Here is a 15,533-nt window from a genome sequence, read left to right on the forward strand (position 1 = left end):
ATCACCTGATCCAACTTCAATAGTGGGAAGCGATGGAAAATCCTCTAAATGTCTTGGTGGGAGTTTAGGGGGATTTTGCAAAGATCTCGGTGTATAGGAAGGAATTTGGCGGTAAAGTATTTGCGATATTCCTTATGCTTTTATCAAATTGCTGTTCAGAGCTGCTATGGAGCGTTTTGATGTTGATTGGCATATCGCTTTGCAGCCATTTTGTCATTGCGCGATGACAAAACGATAGCGAAATAGTGACAAAATGTGCGCGAGATTATAACGCCGTGTAAAAAATAAGATCTAAAATTTGGTCTTTTTCACTTTATTTTTACATATTTATGCGATAAATTGAAATATTAAAATCAACTAATTGATTTTGAGCGATTATACAATTTACATTTTTTTATAATATAGAAACAACCCTTTTAAAACAGAAATTACATGAAAGGTCGTCTGAAAATCGGTTTTCCGGTTTTCAGAAGACCTTTTTGTTGTGTGTCGCAATTTGAACTAGATTGAGAGCCTAACAGCTTACTGTGTTTGTGCGTAATACCGAAGCATGGTTTCAACCGTACCTTCTTATCTAAAAAAGTCCTCCTCTACCTCCGGAACACCTCACAGCAAACCGTTTGACAAAATTAATCCAAAAATATAAAATTTATTATATATAACTTTTGTTATATATGTTTATTTTTAGATAACTCACTCTCAGACAAGGATCAATAAAATGAAACGGAATTTAGGTACTTTGGATCGCACTCTTCGCATTGTCATTGGAGTAGCCTTAATCGCCGCCGCTGCGACAGGTCAAATCGGCTGGTGGGGTTGGTTGGGCATCATCTCGCTGGCTACCGCCTTGATAGGCAACTGCGCGTTGTATAGCTTATTGGGCATCAATACCTGCCACATCAGCAAAAAATAAAGAAAGCAAAACATGAGTAAAGAAGGACAACTTCCACGAATTACTCCTGCTAAAGCGGCAGCGAAAATCCGTGAAGGCGCGATAGCGGCAGACATTCGCAGCCAAGCAGAATATCGTGGCGGGCATATCGGCGGCGCATTGTCCCTGCCGCCGGAGCGACATCGCGACAAACTGCCCGACAACACCGCGCCCTGTCTGATTTTTTATTGCTTAGGCGGCAAACGCACGGCGCAGGCGGAGGCAGCATTGGCGGAACTTGGTCGGGGACGCGAGTGCTACATTCTTGAAGGCGGTTTGCAGGCATGGAAAGCCGCAGGTCTCCCCATAATCGCCGACCACTCTGCGCCGGACATCATGCGGCAGGTGCAAACCATCGCGGGCGGGTTGGTTCTGTTCGGCGTGTTGGCAGGTTCGCTGGTGTCGCCTTGGTTTTACCTGATAGACGCAGCAGTCGGCGCAGGCCTGTTGACAGCCGGTTTAACCGGATTCTGCGGCATGGCACGACTGCTGGCTAAAATGCCATGGAACCGCTAAACAGAGGTCGTCTGAAAGTTGCCGCTGCGGCAGTTATGACTGATAATGCGACCTTCACATTTGCCGAAAAGGGCAAACAATGACCACTGCCGATAATCAACCACCCTACGAAGAAGCCACCGCCTTTCTTAAACTTCTGGCAAACCCCCACCGCCTCGCCGTACTGTGTAAGCTGCACGAAAGACCGTACAATGTAACCGAACTGGCTGAATCATCCGGTCTGCCTCAAGCGGCAATGTCCAGCCAATTAGCCCTGTTGCGCGAGGCCGGATTGGTGTCTTTTGAAGTGAACCACCGAGAGCGGCAATATTACATTGCCGATCCCCGAGTCAACGAGATGATACAGCTGCTGTATTCTTTTTTCTGTGCAGAAAAGGATTGAAATGTGGTTCTACTGCCTTAGACAAACTAATCGGAAAAATTAACCTAAAAGGTCGTCTGAAAATTTTTCAGACGACCTTTTTGTTGTGTTTATAATTAAAAAACAGCTAATCGCATTTCAAAAAACAATAGAGATACTGGCATATAAACCTATTTATCCTGCCAAATAATCTCGTGTTTAGAACCATAAGTAATCTTCTTGATATTGTGTTCCAGAGCTATTCCTTTATCTAGCTTTCCTGAATATTCTGAACCTGCTAATTTTTGAAATAAAGTAATGTTCAACTCATCATTGTGGGAAGTTGTTTTTATATCTGAAATGCCCATTGCACTATTGCCTAATAAGCCTGTCAAATGAACCTGCCTATAACCCTTAGCTTCATTGACTGTAATTTTGAAATTCCCAATATCGTCCAACTTGATTTCATCATTAGCGAAAAAGCAGCCGGACAATATCAAGCCGGCAATACCCAGCATAATTACTTTAACTTTCATCATCATTTCATCCTTCGATAAAGGCATCTTCTAATGTATCATCAAGATTACTATACACAACAATGCTGTTCCTTCAAAACAAATCTCCGTCGTCACAATCGACAAAGTACTACTTAAAATTTCTGTGCATGATGAACTAAAACTTGGAAATGTTTTTCAGACGACCTATTCGACGACTTTACCTCTATTTACCCTATTTATTGACAACACTCCAATGAAAAAACAATTTTTAATAAACCCTTTAGATGTATAAACCTACAAAATATGATTTAATACTGTTTCTTACCTATTTGGATTAATTTTATAAAATATGGGTAACTCTTTTGCTGTATTGTTCCTGTCACTTAGAAAAAACAATAATGATATGGCAAGTTTCATTTTATATTTTCAGGTTGTATATCCATCATCCCCCTTACCGAAGGAACGATTATGCCTCAAATGAAATTTAAATTATGGTTGCCGGTATTACTGGCTGCCGTTTTAGCAGCCTGTTCCCAATCGCATCAAGCAATGGAAGCACCGGCTGCCGCTAATTCAGCAATGTCAAGCCAACGTGCTCAAAAGGCAGAGAAATTAGGAACCCGCTGGGGTGACGAAGTCCAATCTTCTGTCCATTCCGTAGATTTACGCCGCGTCAGCCGTGAACCTTTGGCACAAGGCGTATTAAACTACTCATCCAAAGATTATCACGGTCGCAGTGTCAATTCGATTTCTTTAGCTTCAGGCAAAGTGGAATTGTCTGTACGCGGTGACGACGGCGACCTGTTACCGATCTTCCGCGACAGAGGCAACTACTATCTGCGCGGTACGGATGGTCAAGCATACCGTTTGGTCTATAAAAACAATAGCAACAAAACTTTGGAAATCGTAGCCAGCGTCGATGGTTTGGATGTGATTTCAGGCAAACAAGCCAGCAAGTACGCCAGCGGTTATGTATTACACCCCCATGGCTCTTTGGAAATCGAAGGTTTCCGCAAAAGCAGCAGCGCAGTGGCATCGTTTATTTTCAGCAGCCCTCGCGAATCTTATGCCGCCAACTCGGATAATGGCTCCATCCGCAATACAGGTGTAATCGGCACTGCAATTTTCGAACTGTACGACCCGAACCGCCGCACCAACGAACCTGAGGCGTTCCCTGCTGACAACGGATACGCCAAACCGCCTACCCGATAAGGTATTTAAAGTTAAAAAACGGTCTGCAAACCAAATCATACGGTTTCAGACCGTTTTTATAGTGGATTAAATTTAAATCAGGACAAGGCGACGAAGCCGCAGGCAGTACAGATAGTACGGAACCATTCACTTGGGTGCTTCAGCACCTTAGAGAATCGTTCTCTTTGAGCTTAAGGCGAAGCAACGCCGTACTGGTTTAAATTTAATCCACTATATATTTTTGCGGACACAATCAGAGTTAAAACGGCAATCCATTAATAAAGATAGACAACAATGTATAGACAACAATGTTCTGTTCCAATGTCCTGAATACAAAAGGTCGTCTGAAAAACCGGTTTTACAGATTTCAGACGACCTTAATATTGCTTTTGAAGCTTAGTTCAGCCTATTTCTTCAAAATATATTTGCGTACGGCGGCATTGTGTTCCTCCAGATTATGGCTGAACTGACTCAAGCCGGTGCCGTCCATTTTGGAAACGAAATAGAGGTATTTTTCATTTGACGGATGGGCGGCAGCCTCAAGGGCGGCTTTGCTCGGCAGGGCGATGGGGGTCGGGGTTAAGCCGCTGCGGGTGTAGGTGTTATACGGCGTATCGCGATGGAGGTCGGCTTTGCGGATTTTGCCTTTATACGCGCTGCCCATACCGTAAATCACGGTCGGGTCGGTTTGCAGGCGCATGCCGATATTGAGGCGGTTGACGAATACTGAAGCAACATGGGCGCGGTCGTCTTCGTGGGCGGTTTCTTTTTCAATCAAGCTCGCCATAATCAGCATTTCATACGGATTTTTGTAAGGCAATCCGCTTTCTCTATCCTCCCAAGCATCGTTCAGACGACGTTGCATGGTTTGATAAGCGGTTTGGTAGATTTGCAAATCGCTGCTGCCTGCGTCGATTTCATAACTATCGGGAAAGAACTGACCTTCGGGATTGCTGCTGAGCGCGTCGGGGGCAATTGCCTGCATGAGTTCCGCATCGCTCCAGCCGCGTGTTTTGTGTTCGATGTCGGGGGTGTTGTCTATGATTTTACGCATAGTGGCGAAACGCGAGCCTTCGACAATTTGAACGGTCACGGCATCGGGTCTGCCGCTGCGGATTTTTTGTAAAATACCCCATGCGGAAATGTTGGAAGGGAGGCGGTATGAGCCTGCATTGAGTTTGTTGTGTGCGCCTATCATGTAGGCGGCTGCGACTAAAACGTGGCGGTTGTAAACGATTCCGTCTTCGGCAAGCGTACGGCTGACGGAAGAGATGCCTTGATTTTTTGCGATTTTGATGCGGTATGCTTTGCCGTTGTCTTTGGGAACGAACAGCAAGGCGGCGAACACGGCGGCAACGGCAACAAAAAATACCGCAAACCATTTCAACATTTTTTTCAGCATGGTAGGATTTTTGATTTGTGAACGTCGGGCGACAGTATAACCGAAATGCGCGCCTTCTTCCCCGCGCACCCGCCCGACGTATGTTTTTTCCGCCTCAGTGGTCGTCTGAAATAAAGGGTCGTCTGAATATGAATCTTCCGTCCGAATGCCAAAACATTGACTGGCAACAAGGCTGGTGGCAGCCTGCGCGCCGCGCGTTTTCGCCGAATTTCGAACCGCGTGCAGAATCAGAAAGCGTATCGCTGGTGATTTTACACAATATTTCCTTGCCGCCTTTCGAATATGGGACGGGCGCGGTGGAAAAGCTGTTTACCAACCGAATCGACCCCGACGAACACCCGTTTTTCAGCGTCATTCATACCTTGCGCGTGTCCAGCCATTTTCTGATTACCCGCGAGGGCGAGGCGGTGCAGTTTGTTTCTTGCGACGATATGGCGTACCACGCAGGCGTGTCGTCGTTTCGCGGACGTGAAAAGTGCAATGCGTTTTCAGTCGGCATCGAATTGGAAGGCTGCGATTTCGAACCGTTTACCGAAGCACAATATCAAACTCTGGAAACTCTGTTGAAAGCGTTAATCGGGCATTACCCCATCACCGCCGTGACCGGCCATCAGGACATCGCCCCCGACCGCAAAACCGACCCCGGACACTTTTTCGATTGGCAAAGATTACAGGCGGCAGGTTTTCCGGTTGTCCGTTAATCGCTCAAAAATGCCATATAGCATTTTTCAGACGACCCGACCCCATTTTTGGCTATCATTCGCGGCATTTGCTGTCAGAAAAGTTTATTTTCGTTATAATCGAGCATCCATACGGGACAATCCGTGTCCGACTCCGACGAACTTACTCGCGGCAATACGATTCCGCATACGCCCAAAGGCAAACCCGCCTGAGGGCAACGAAGACGGAATGCCGCTCTTACAAAAAAGTGATTACCCATGATTTTCATCGTCTTAGGCTTGGCAGTCATCCTTGCCGTCATCGCCTACAATATGTATCAAGAAAACCAATATCGCAAACAGGTACGCGAACAGTTCGGCCACTCCGACAAAGACGCGCTCCTGAACAGTAAAACCAGCCATGTGCGCGACGGCAAAGAATCCGGCGGCAAAGGCCTGTTCGTCAAAAAAGCGAACAAAGCCCAAGAAGCCGCGCTGCGCAATCTGCAAGAACAAGACGAAATCTTCGCCGCTAAAGCCAAACTTGCCAAGCCTTCCGCCATCAAAACCGATGTTGAGTTGGCGATGGAAGACGACTTTACCGACGAGCCGGTACAGCATACCGTCATCGGTCTGAACAACGAAATCACCACCCAAGCCGCGAGCGACGAGCCGGTCAACCTGCCGTCCGCCGCCAACCAGCCTTTGGTCAGCTTGGACGAATTGTCTCAAGTCGAATTGCCGTGGTTTGACCCGCGCTTCGACTACCTCGCCTACATCGCACTCTCCGAAGCGCAAGAGCTGCACGCCCTGCCCCGTCTGTCCAACCGCCACCGCTTCCAAATCATTGGCTGCACCATGGACGACCGCTTCCAAGTTGCCGAACCGATTCCGAGCGTGTATTACCAAGGTTTCGTCGTCGGTCTGCAAGCAGTCAGCCGCAACGGTTTGGCAACCCAAGAAGAATTGCAACAGTTTAACCAACAAGTTGACACCTTCGCCCAACTGATGGGCGGCAAAGTCCTTCACACCGATTTAGCAGCGTTTACTGAAGTCGCGCAGGCATTGGATACCTTCTGCGCCCGTGTCGATCAAACCATCGCCATCCACTTGGTTTCACACAGCAACATCAGCGGCGTCGAACTGCGCGCTTCTGTTGAAAACCTCGGTTTCGTGTTGGGCGAAGACGGTGCATTCCACTACACCGGACAAATCGGCAGCCCGATGTTTGCCATCCACAGCCTCACAGGCGACGCGTTTACCAACGCACTTTTGGACAACCAGTCTTACAAAGGCTTCAGCATGCTGCTCGACATCCCGCATGCGCCCGCCGGCGAAAAAACCTTCGACCTCTTTATGGACTTGGCGGTACGCCTCTCCGGTCAGTTGGGCTTGGATCTGGTCAACGACAAAATGGAAGAAGTTTCTACCCAATGGCTCAAAGACATTCGCAATTACGTCTTGGCGCGTCAGGAAGAAATGGTCAAAGTCGGCATCAAACCCGGCAGCAAACAAGCCCTGCGCCTGTTCTCCTAAAACCGAATGTAATCAAAGCGGATATGTCGTTACGGCATATCCGCTTTTTTTCGGGTAAAATTCAGCTGTTTTCAACCTATCATTTTTCAGACGACCTTTGCCCGTATCAGTCAAAGGTCGTCTGAAAACCCTCCTTCATGAATCAAACCGCACAACACATCCGCCATCTCACCGACCTCCTCAACCGCTACGCCTACGAATACTACACCCTCGACGCGCCCAGCGTACCCGATGCCGAATACGACAAACTATTCCGCGAACTCGAAGCGTTAGAACGAAACCATCCCGAACTCAAACTGCCCGACAGCCCGACCCAGCGCGTCGGCGGCGAACCTTTGGCGGGATTCGCCGAAGTGCGCCACGAAGTACCGATGCTGTCGCTGACCAACGCCTTTTCCCCGCAAGATGAAAACGGCGTGTTCGACCATGCCGAAATGTACGCTTTCGACCAACGCGTGCGCGACGGTTTGGACGGCGGCAATCCCGAATACGTTATCGAACCCAAATTCGACGGCCTCGCCATCAGCCTGCTCTACCGCGATGGTGTATTGGTGCAGGCGGCGACGCGCGGCGACGGCACGACCGGCGAAAACGTTACCCAAAACGTCAAAACCGTCGCCAACATCCCCCTGCGGCTGCACGGCGAAAATACGCCCGAACTCATCGAAGTGCGCGGCGAAGTGCTGATGCTCAAAGCCGATTTCGCCGCGCTCAATAAACGTCAAGCCGAAAACGGGCAAAAACCCTTTGCCAATCCGCGCAATGCCGCCGCCGGCAGCCTGCGCCAACTTGATTCTCACATCACCGCGCAACGCAAACTGCACTTTTTCCCCTACTCCATTGCCCGCCAGCAAGGCGGTTTCGTCGCGGAAGAGCATATCCAAGAACTCGCCTATTTCCGAGAACTCGGCTTCAGCCTGCCCGACGGCAATTTCGGCTGTTTCAAAAATATCGGCGAAGTATTGGCATTTTACGAACAAATGCAGCAAAAACGCCCTGAGCTGCCCTATGAAATCGACGGCATGGTCGTCAAAGTCAACAGCTTGGCGCAACAGCGCGAACTCGGCTTCATCTCCCGCGCGCCGCGCTGGGCGATTGCCCACAAATTCCCTGCCGAAGAAGCCCTGACCGTCGTCGAAGCCATAGACGTGCAAATCGGGCGCACCGGTGCGGTTACCCCCGTCGCCCGCCTGCAACCCGTATTCGTCGGCGGCGTCACCGTCACCAACGCCACCCTGCACAATCAGGACGAAGTATCGCGCAAAGACGTGCGCGTCGGCGATACCGTCGTCGTGCGCCGCGCCGGAGACGTGATTCCCGAAGTCGTGCGCGTGATTTTTGAACGCCGCCCGATGCAGGAAACTACCGTTGCCGTTTCAGACGATCTCAAACATCAGCAAGACGACCTGTTTGCCGAAACACCGTCCGCCAACCAAACCCAATCCGTTCCGCTCCATAAGCCCTACCGCCTGCCGACCCATTGCCCCATCTGCCGCAGCGAAATCGAACGCGAAGAAGGCGAAGCCGTCGCCCGATGCAGCGGAGGTATGCTTTGTCAGGCACAACGCGCGCAAGGCTTAATCCACTTCGCCTCACGCAAAGCCATGGACATCGACGGACTCGGTCAAAAACAAATCGAGCAACTGGTCGCCCAAGACCTCGTCCACCACTTCGCCGACCTCTACCGCCTCGACATCCCGACCTTGCAAAAAATGAAGGAAACGGCGGATAAAGCGTCGTCTGAAAACGAAAACGGCGACGCCGAAACGGTTTCAGGCGACCTGCCTGAATCCAACACCCAAAACAGCAAAAAACAACCGACCAAGTGGGCGGAAAACATTCTCGCAGGCATAGAAGCCAGCAAAACGCCCGAACTCGCCCGCTTCCTGTTCGCGCTCGGCATCCGCCACGTCGGCGAACGCACCGCCAAAACGCTGGCGCAGGCATTCGGTTCGCTGGAACACGTCCGCCGCGCACCCGAACCCATCCTCGCCTGCCTGCCCGACATCGGCACCGTCGTCGCCCGCTCCATCGCCCACTTCTTCGCCCAAGACGCGCAGCAGGCGATGATAGACGAGCTGCTCGCCGCAGGCGTTGCCCCGCAAACCCAAGCCGTTACCATCCCGCCCGCCCGCCACGCCGAGCCGCAACGCTGGATTGCCCGCCTGCCCGGTTTCAAAATCAGCGAAAACAAAGCCCAAGCCTTGTGGGAACTCGCCGGCAAAAGCATAGAAGGCCTGCAAACCGACAAAGCCCTCCCTGCCGACTGGCAAACATGGCGCAGCGAAGCACAAAACGCCGCCCTGCTCGAAAACCTGAAAACTTTCTTCGCCCGAACGTCGTCTGAAAACCAAGAAGCAACGGTTTCAGACGGCCTCAATGAAGCCGTAGCAGGCAAAACCTTCGTGTTAACCGGCACCCTGCCCACCCTCAAACGCGACCAGGCCCAAGCCTTGATCGAAGCCGCAGGCGGCAAAGTTTCCGGTAGTGTGTCCAAAAAAACCGATTACGTCGTCGCCGGAGAAGCCGCCGGCAGCAAGCTGGAAAAAGCCAATGCCTTGGGTGTGGCGGTATTGAGCGAAGAAGAACTTTTGGAGATGCTGGATTAAGCATTTATTAAAGATACTCAAGGATGTGACCGAGCCAACTTCCCGACTGTCCAAATCGTTGATTCTGTTCTCAATCAATTTGGCAACTTATCGGGGAATGAACACTCTAATTCTGTTGAACGCTTTTTAGATGCTGTTATTCGCCTGCCGCCGACAGCGTGGCAACCAAGTCAATCATATGAAACCGAGGTCGTCTGAAACCTCGATTCCATATTCAAATAGAAGGGAACTACATGAAACCGATTAAAAAAGCCGTTTTCCCCGTAGCCGGCATGGGTACGCGCTTTCTGCCCGCGACCAAAGCCAGCCCGAAAGAAATGCTGCCTATCGTGGATAAGCCGTTGATTCAATATGCTGTAGAAGAAGCAGTAGAAGCCGGTTGCACTGAAATGGTGTTCATCACCGGCCGCAACAAACGCAGCATCGAAGATCATTTTGACAAAGCCTACGAGCTGGAAACTGAATTGGAAATGCGTCAAAAAGACAAACTGTTGGAACACGTCAAAGACATTCTGCCTTCCAACATTACCTGCCTTTACATCCGCCAAGCCGAAGCATTAGGTTTGGGACACGCCGTATTGTGTGCCCGTGCCGCAGTGGGCGACGAACCTTTCGCCGTCATTCTCGCCGATGACTTGATTGACGCGCCCAAAGGCGCGCTCAAGCAAATGGTCGATATTTACAATCAAAGCGGCAACAGCGTTTTGGGCGTCGAAACCGTCGATCCGTCGCAAACCGGCTCTTACGGCATTGTTGAAGTGGAAAAACTGAAAAACTTCCAACGAATTACCAATATCGTGGAAAAACCGAAACCTGAAGAAGCACCGTCCAATCTTGCCGTTGTCGGCCGTTATATCCTGACCCCGCGTATTTTCAGCCTGCTGGAAAACCTGCCTCGCGGTGCGGGCAACGAAATCCAACTGACCGACGGTATCGCCCGCCTGTTGGATCACGAGTTCGTCCTCGCCCATGCCTTTGACGGCAAACGCTACGACTGCGGCAGCAAACTGGGTTATCTCGAAGCGACCGTCGCCTACGGCTTGAAACATCACGAAACCGGCGCTCAGTTCCGCGAATTGCTGAAGCAATACATTCCCCAATAAAGCAAATAACAAAAGGTCGTCTGAAAATTTCAGACGACCTTTTGTTTGTATCGATACGCGGCTTTCTATGTATAGTGGATTAAATTTAAACCAGTACGGCGTTGCCTCGCCTTAGCTCAAAGAGAACGATTCTCTAAGGTGCTTAAAGCACCAAGTGAATCGGTTCCGTACTATCTGTACTATCTGCGGCTTCATCGCCTTGTCCTGATGTACTATCTGCGGCTTCGTCGCCTTGTCCTGATTTAAAGTTAATCCACTATATCAGCCGAAGCGCAATTCTTAAAGCGGTTGCTCCCGCAAATCTTCCGACGTATTGCAGCTGAAAAAGACATGTTCCAAACCAAACTGCACAGTCCTTGCCCGTTGCTGATGCAGCCAGCCGCTCAAGGTTTTCATCCCCGAATACAGATACGGCACGGTACTTTGCAGGATTTGCGGACGGATATACATTACGTTGTGATGCGGCGTGACCGGTGTTTCCACATAAAACGCGTTGCATAAAGGCGTGCGCTTGGAAACCGTTTCAAATTTTGCCACCAAATCTGCCGGCAGCGCGGGCATATTGCACGGCACCACCAGCAGCCAATCCGCCGCCGCAATCTGCAAATCATTGGCAGCCGTACTCAACGCCGCCAGCGGTCCCAAATGCTGCCATTGGCGCGAATCGGCAAAAACATGCGCGCTGCGGCGTGCATATTCTTCCAAATTCCGGTTGGCGCTGATGGCGATGTGTTCAACCTGTGGACTTACCGCCTCAATAACATGATCAATCAAAGGCTTGTCACGCCACAACGCTAATCCTTTATCCGCTCCTCCCATTCGCTCACCTTGCCCGCCGGCCAATATCAATGCGAAGGTTTTCATTTTGGTAGTCCTTTGTGAAGTCTCTGGTTTTGTGTGCCCATACTGTTAATCGGCTGATTCTTATCTTTTTAATTCATGGATGTTGTGTTTCGACCGATTCCCTGAGAAATCGGCATATCGCTCGAGGTCGTCTGAAAAGACGATTGCCCGCTATAAAATTCATATAAAGTGAATTTTATCATAACACGATTTTACATTAAAGCTAATCTCTTCTCATTTGCGCCAAATTCCTTTTCGGACAGGTTGTTTCCCCGCTTAAAGAATGATATGTTTATAACATTTGGCAACACAACGCCCTTCCTTTATTCCATGAGCTTACGAACCCTATTTTCAGGCGGCCTGAGCCTTTCCTCACGATTAAAACTGCTGACTGTCTTGTGGGTTGGTTCGGCTTTGTTGTCCGTCATCCTGACCCTGATTTTATCGTTGAGGCTGGAAAACGCAGCGACCGTCATTGAAGATGCCGGCAGCTTGAGAATGCAGGTTTACCGTTTGGCTTACATGGCAGGCGAGCGCACTCCGCAAGCGCAAATTGACAACCAATTACGCGAATTTGAAAAGACGCTTCTGCGCATCACCACCAGCGATGCCATCTATCCCCTGATGCCTTCGGAAACACCGCCGGCGTATAATCTCATACAGTCCATGCTCTTAATCGACTGGAAATCAAACATCCAACCCGCGCTGAAACATTACCGCAGACCGACGCAAATCGAACTCTACCGCTTTGCCGGCAATATCGAATTGTTCTTACAGGCATTGGAAAACGCCAACGAAAAAAACACCTTGTGGCTGCGCCGTTTCCAAATGGCGATGATGCTGATGATTTTTGTCGCCGCAGGTTTAATGATCGTATGGCATTACGCTTGGATTATCCGTCCGCTGGAAACCCTGCGTGACGGCGTGGAAACCATCAGCCAAGGCAGATTCGGCGTACAAATCGATACCGAACAGATTCAAGAGTTTGCGCAAGTCAGCAAAGGCTTCAACCAAATGAGCAGTCGTCTGAAAGTCCTCTATACCGACTTGGAAGGACAAGTAGCCAGACAAACCCAAGACCTTGCCCGCCAAAACCGCGACCTGACCCTGCTCTACCAAACCACGCGCGACCTGCACCAAACCCTGACCCCACGCGAAGCAGCAGAAGAATTCCTCGCACGAACCCTGCCTGCTGTTTCCGCAAGTGCAGGCAGCATCCGCCTTTTAGACAACGACCGCAAAAACACCAACCTAGTCGCCTCTATCGGTTTGTCCGAAGCAGAAGGCGACGATTCGAACACCGAACAAACCCAACCGGACGAAAAAGCATCCGAATTCAAACACACCGCCGTTTTCCCCATCACCTATCAAGAAGAAGAACTCGGCATCCTGACCCTATATTTTTCAGACGACCCCACGCTCAACGACAACGACAACGAACTCCTGCGTACATTATGCGGTCAATTAGGTGTATCCATCGCCAGCAGCCGTCTCGAACAAGAACGGCGCCTGCTTGCCGTACTCCAAGAGCGCAACTTGATTGCACAAGGCTTGCACGACAGCATCGCCCAAGCGTTAACCTTCCTCAATCTGCAAGTTCAAATGCTCGAAAGCGCGTTCCACGCCGACCAAAAAGATCAAGCCGAAGAAAACATCCGCTTCATCAAAGACGGCGTACAAGAATGTTACGAAGACGTGCGCGAACTTCTGCTGAACTTCCGGACCAAAATCAGCAACAAAGACTTTCCGGAAGCAGTAACCACCCTACTGTCCAGATTTGAACGCCAAACCAAAATCAGTGTCGATACAGTATGGCAGGACGACGGCCGCACACTAAACGATGACGAACAGCTGCAAATCATCTTCATCCTGCAAGAAAGCCTGTCCAACATCCGCAAACACGCCAAAGCCCAACACGTCAAAATCAGCATGCTCAACCAACAAAACTTTACCCTGAGCATCGAAGACGACGGTATCGGCTTTAACCCGCAACACCTGCACAAACTCTCCGGCGAACATGTCGGACTCGGCATCATGCAAGAGCGCGCACGCCGCATCAATGCCAACCTAGACATCCAATCCCAGCCCGAACAAGGCACAACCGTTACCTTAACCTTACCGCAACACAAGAGAACGACCCATGACTATTAAAATCATCCTCATCGACGACCACACACTCTTCCGCAGCGGCATCAAAGCACTACTCTCACGCCAAAGCGACTTTGAAGTCATCGGCGAAGCCGCCGACGGCTTGTCCGGCGTCAAAATGGCGGAACAGCTCAAACCCGACGTCGTCTTACTCGACCTTGACATGCCCGTCATGAACGGACGCGAAGCACTGGCACAAATCTTGGGCGTCAACCCGAACCAAACCGTCATCATGCTGACCGTTTCCGAAGACAGCGACGACCTGACCGAATGCATGCGCATCGGCGCACGCGGCTTTTTGCTGAAAAACATCAACGCCGACTTCCTGCTCGACAGCATCCGCAAAGCCGTCGACGGCGACAACGTCTTCTCCCCCGAAATGACCACACGCCTCGTCCAATCCCTGATTTCCCCATCCGCACCGCGCACCGACCAGGCACTCTCCACCCTCACCCCGCGCGAACTCGAAATCCTCGGCTACCTCGCCGCCGGACACAGCAACAAAGTCATCGCCCGCCATTTAGACTTGGCAGAATCCACCGTCAAAGTCCACGTCCAAAACCTGCTACGCAAACTCAACCTCAGCAGCCGCGTCCAAGCCGCCGTTTACGCCGTCCAACACAAAGTCCCGCAGCCTGAAATTAATTAAACGGCTCAGGATGCCGATGCTAATGCGGTAAAACAAAAAAAGGGCGTCTGAAAATGGACATAGCAAATTTTGCTAAAACCATTTTCAGACGACCTCCCACCCTAATCGAAGCCTGCATCCCAAAACACCGCTAACGATAAAAATAAAAAAGCCGTCTAAAATGACGGCTTTTTTGTGTCCCATAACTGTCCCAACGTGTTTAAAACCATATTTTTTATATAGTAATAATGACACAACGAAGGACTGATAACTAAAGACAAAAAATAACTGCTCGAAAGCGGTTAAATTTTATAGCGACGGAGAGTCTTGAACTGAATAGATAATATATTGTTTTTATTTAATTAAATTTTTAATAGATTACAAAATACCGTAAATTTGTCAAAGTCAAAATTTTTCAGGGGCGTTTTGTGGTATTTCTGCCAAGCTGTGAAATATGGTCGGATTGTAACACCAGTAATCACGCGCCGTCTTGTGGGCTGCGTTTGCCCTTTTCTTCCAGCCGTCCGATATTGCCTTTCAGGCGGCTTTTGTTTGTATCGGCTCTGTCAGTCATGCGCCCACACAAAAAAAGCGTATATAGATAAAAAAGTAGTGGTTACCGTGGTTACCGCGCTGCCAAAGCCTTATAAATCGGGGCTTTCATGGTAACCACTCACAATCCTTTACATGGTTACCGCTGGTTACCGCTATTTGATTTATGGTGTAACTACATGAAAATAAGAGGGTAACCACTGGTAACCACTCGGTAACCTGTTAAATTAATGTAGGTGGTTACCGTTTTTTCATCATTTTTATATCGATATTCATATAGTTATAAATGTTAAGTTTTGTGGTAACCACGGTAACCACTATATTTACTCACGCGCATAGGGTTTTATTTACGCGCGTATTGCTCCGAAAATTATTTATCCCCGTCGGTCATGGCGGAAACAGGGCGTAATTGCGCTGTAAGCGCGTTTTGCCGTTTGGGTATGGATTGGTATTAGGTAGGAGCTGAATAGCCCTAATTCGAGAAAATTAGGGGCTTTGCCATCGGTTTTATGGCGGATAGAATAGATTGTCTGAAGTAATGGACGTAAAAAAGCCCGCCTGTATCGGTCATGGCGGGC

General features: G+C 49.7%; 13 protein-coding genes. 10 read left to right on the forward strand and 3 right to left on the reverse strand.

Annotated elements, in window-relative coordinates; translation table 11 throughout:
• Positions 1-718: 718 nt before the first annotated feature.
• The 3 genes from HMPREF2572_RS09610 (at position 719) to HMPREF2572_RS09620 (ending at position 1,829) form a co-directional block, all read left to right on the forward strand.
• A complete protein-coding gene (locus tag HMPREF2572_RS09610; RefSeq protein ID WP_070498073.1) occupies positions 719-913 on the forward strand; it encodes a YgaP family membrane protein in 195 nt (64 codons plus the stop codon).
• Positions 914-925: 12 nt separating this feature from the next.
• On the forward strand, positions 926-1,447 hold the full coding sequence (locus tag HMPREF2572_RS09615; protein ID WP_070498076.1) for a rhodanese family protein: 522 nt from the start codon (positions 926-928) through the stop codon (positions 1,445-1,447).
• 79 nt (positions 1,448-1,526) lie between these two features.
• Positions 1,527-1,829 carry an ArsR/SmtB family transcription factor gene (locus tag HMPREF2572_RS09620; protein WP_070498079.1) on the forward strand — a complete coding sequence of 101 codons (303 nt, stop codon included), beginning with the start codon at positions 1,527-1,529 and terminating at the stop codon, positions 1,827-1,829.
• 149 nt (positions 1,830-1,978) lie between these two features.
• Here HMPREF2572_RS09620 and HMPREF2572_RS09625 read toward each other — a convergent pair whose 3' ends face one another.
• A complete protein-coding gene (locus HMPREF2572_RS09625; RefSeq protein WP_246827803.1) occupies positions 1,979-2,326 on the reverse strand; it encodes a hypothetical protein in 348 nt (115 codons plus the stop codon).
• A gap of 426 nt (positions 2,327-2,752) precedes the next feature.
• Here HMPREF2572_RS09625 and HMPREF2572_RS09630 point away from each other — a divergent pair, with 426 nt between their 5' ends.
• On the forward strand, positions 2,753-3,496 hold the full coding sequence (locus tag HMPREF2572_RS09630; protein WP_070498083.1) for a hypothetical protein: 744 nt from the start codon (positions 2,753-2,755) through the stop codon (positions 3,494-3,496).
• A gap of 385 nt (positions 3,497-3,881) precedes the next feature.
• On the opposite strand, the gene mltG is transcribed toward HMPREF2572_RS09630, so the two are convergent.
• The gene (gene mltG, locus HMPREF2572_RS09635; RefSeq protein WP_070498104.1) at positions 3,882-4,877 is read right to left on the reverse strand and encodes an endolytic transglycosylase MltG; all 996 of its coding nucleotides are present in this window, start codon (positions 4,875-4,877) and stop codon (positions 3,882-3,884) included.
• Between the two features lie 128 nt (positions 4,878-5,005).
• Here mltG and ampD point away from each other — a divergent pair, with 128 nt between their 5' ends.
• The 4 genes from ampD to galU all read left to right on the forward strand — a co-directional run bounded on the left by ampD (position 5,006) and on the right by galU (position 10,784).
• A complete protein-coding gene (gene ampD / locus HMPREF2572_RS09640) occupies positions 5,006-5,578 on the forward strand; it encodes a 1,6-anhydro-N-acetylmuramyl-L-alanine amidase AmpD (RefSeq protein ID WP_070498086.1) in 573 nt (190 codons plus the stop codon).
• 237 nt (positions 5,579-5,815) lie between these two features.
• Positions 5,816-7,072 (forward strand): cell division protein ZipA C-terminal FtsZ-binding domain-containing protein, encoded by a 1,257-nt coding sequence (locus tag HMPREF2572_RS09645; protein WP_070498089.1) that lies wholly within the window; start codon positions 5,816-5,818, stop codon positions 7,070-7,072.
• A 137-nt stretch (positions 7,073-7,209) separates the two neighbouring features.
• Positions 7,210-9,681: an NAD-dependent DNA ligase LigA gene (gene ligA / locus HMPREF2572_RS09650; RefSeq protein ID WP_070498092.1), complete on the forward strand. Its 2,472-nt coding sequence runs from the start codon at positions 7,210-7,212 to the stop codon at positions 9,679-9,681.
• Between the two features lie 233 nt (positions 9,682-9,914).
• Positions 9,915-10,784, forward strand: a complete 870-nt coding sequence (galU, locus tag HMPREF2572_RS09655) for a UTP--glucose-1-phosphate uridylyltransferase GalU (protein WP_070498095.1) — start codon at positions 9,915-9,917, stop codon at positions 10,782-10,784.
• Positions 10,785-11,063: 279 nt separating this feature from the next.
• On the opposite strand, the gene mobA is transcribed toward galU, so the two are convergent.
• On the reverse strand, positions 11,064-11,648 hold the full coding sequence (gene mobA, locus HMPREF2572_RS09660) for a molybdenum cofactor guanylyltransferase (protein ID WP_070498098.1): 585 nt from the start codon (positions 11,646-11,648) through the stop codon (positions 11,064-11,066).
• A gap of 309 nt (positions 11,649-11,957) precedes the next feature.
• Between mobA and HMPREF2572_RS09665 the strand changes: the two genes are divergently transcribed.
• Together HMPREF2572_RS09665 and HMPREF2572_RS09670 are read left to right on the forward strand one after the other, a co-directional pair.
• On the forward strand, positions 11,958-13,778 hold the full coding sequence (locus tag HMPREF2572_RS09665) for a histidine kinase (protein ID WP_070498108.1): 1,821 nt from the start codon (positions 11,958-11,960) through the stop codon (positions 13,776-13,778).
• Positions 13,768-14,424, forward strand: coding sequence for a response regulator (locus HMPREF2572_RS09670; RefSeq protein ID WP_003760231.1), 657 nt, complete (start codon positions 13,768-13,770; stop codon positions 14,422-14,424). The genes HMPREF2572_RS09665 and HMPREF2572_RS09670 overlap by 11 nt, the downstream gene beginning before the upstream one ends.
• Positions 14,425-15,533 lie beyond the last annotated feature (1,109 nt).

The sequence above is a fragment of the Neisseria sp. HMSC064E01 genome, from assembly GCF_001808875.1.
GTDB classification, from domain to species: domain Bacteria; phylum Pseudomonadota; class Gammaproteobacteria; order Burkholderiales; family Neisseriaceae; genus Neisseria; species Neisseria sicca_A.

Bases quoted from the DNA above. Each gene is read 5' to 3' on its own strand.
- HMPREF2572_RS09610 (WP_070498073.1), top strand. From the start codon at position 719: ATGAAACGGAATTTAGGTACTTTGGATCGCACTCTTCGCATTGTCATT.
- HMPREF2572_RS09615 (WP_070498076.1), top strand. From the start codon at position 926: ATGAGTAAAGAAGGACAACTTCCACGAATTACTCCTGCTAAAGCGGCA.
- HMPREF2572_RS09620 (WP_070498079.1), top strand. From the start codon at position 1,527: ATGACCACTGCCGATAATCAACCACCCTACGAAGAAGCCACCGCCTTT.
- HMPREF2572_RS09625 (WP_246827803.1), bottom strand. From the start codon at position 2,326: ATGATGAAAGTTAAAGTAATTATGCTGGGTATTGCCGGCTTGATATTG.
- HMPREF2572_RS09630 (WP_070498083.1), top strand. From the start codon at position 2,753: ATGCCTCAAATGAAATTTAAATTATGGTTGCCGGTATTACTGGCTGCC.
- mltG (WP_070498104.1), bottom strand. From the start codon at position 4,877: ATGCTGAAAAAAATGTTGAAATGGTTTGCGGTATTTTTTGTTGCCGTT.
- ampD (WP_070498086.1), top strand. From the start codon at position 5,006: ATGAATCTTCCGTCCGAATGCCAAAACATTGACTGGCAACAAGGCTGG.
- HMPREF2572_RS09645 (WP_070498089.1), top strand. From the start codon at position 5,816: ATGATTTTCATCGTCTTAGGCTTGGCAGTCATCCTTGCCGTCATCGCC.
- ligA (WP_070498092.1), top strand. From the start codon at position 7,210: ATGAATCAAACCGCACAACACATCCGCCATCTCACCGACCTCCTCAAC.
- galU (WP_070498095.1), top strand. From the start codon at position 9,915: ATGAAACCGATTAAAAAAGCCGTTTTCCCCGTAGCCGGCATGGGTACG.
- mobA (WP_070498098.1), bottom strand. From the start codon at position 11,648: ATGAAAACCTTCGCATTGATATTGGCCGGCGGGCAAGGTGAGCGAATG.
- HMPREF2572_RS09665 (WP_070498108.1), top strand. From the start codon at position 11,958: ATGAGCTTACGAACCCTATTTTCAGGCGGCCTGAGCCTTTCCTCACGA.
- HMPREF2572_RS09670 (WP_003760231.1), top strand. From the start codon at position 13,768: ATGACTATTAAAATCATCCTCATCGACGACCACACACTCTTCCGCAGC.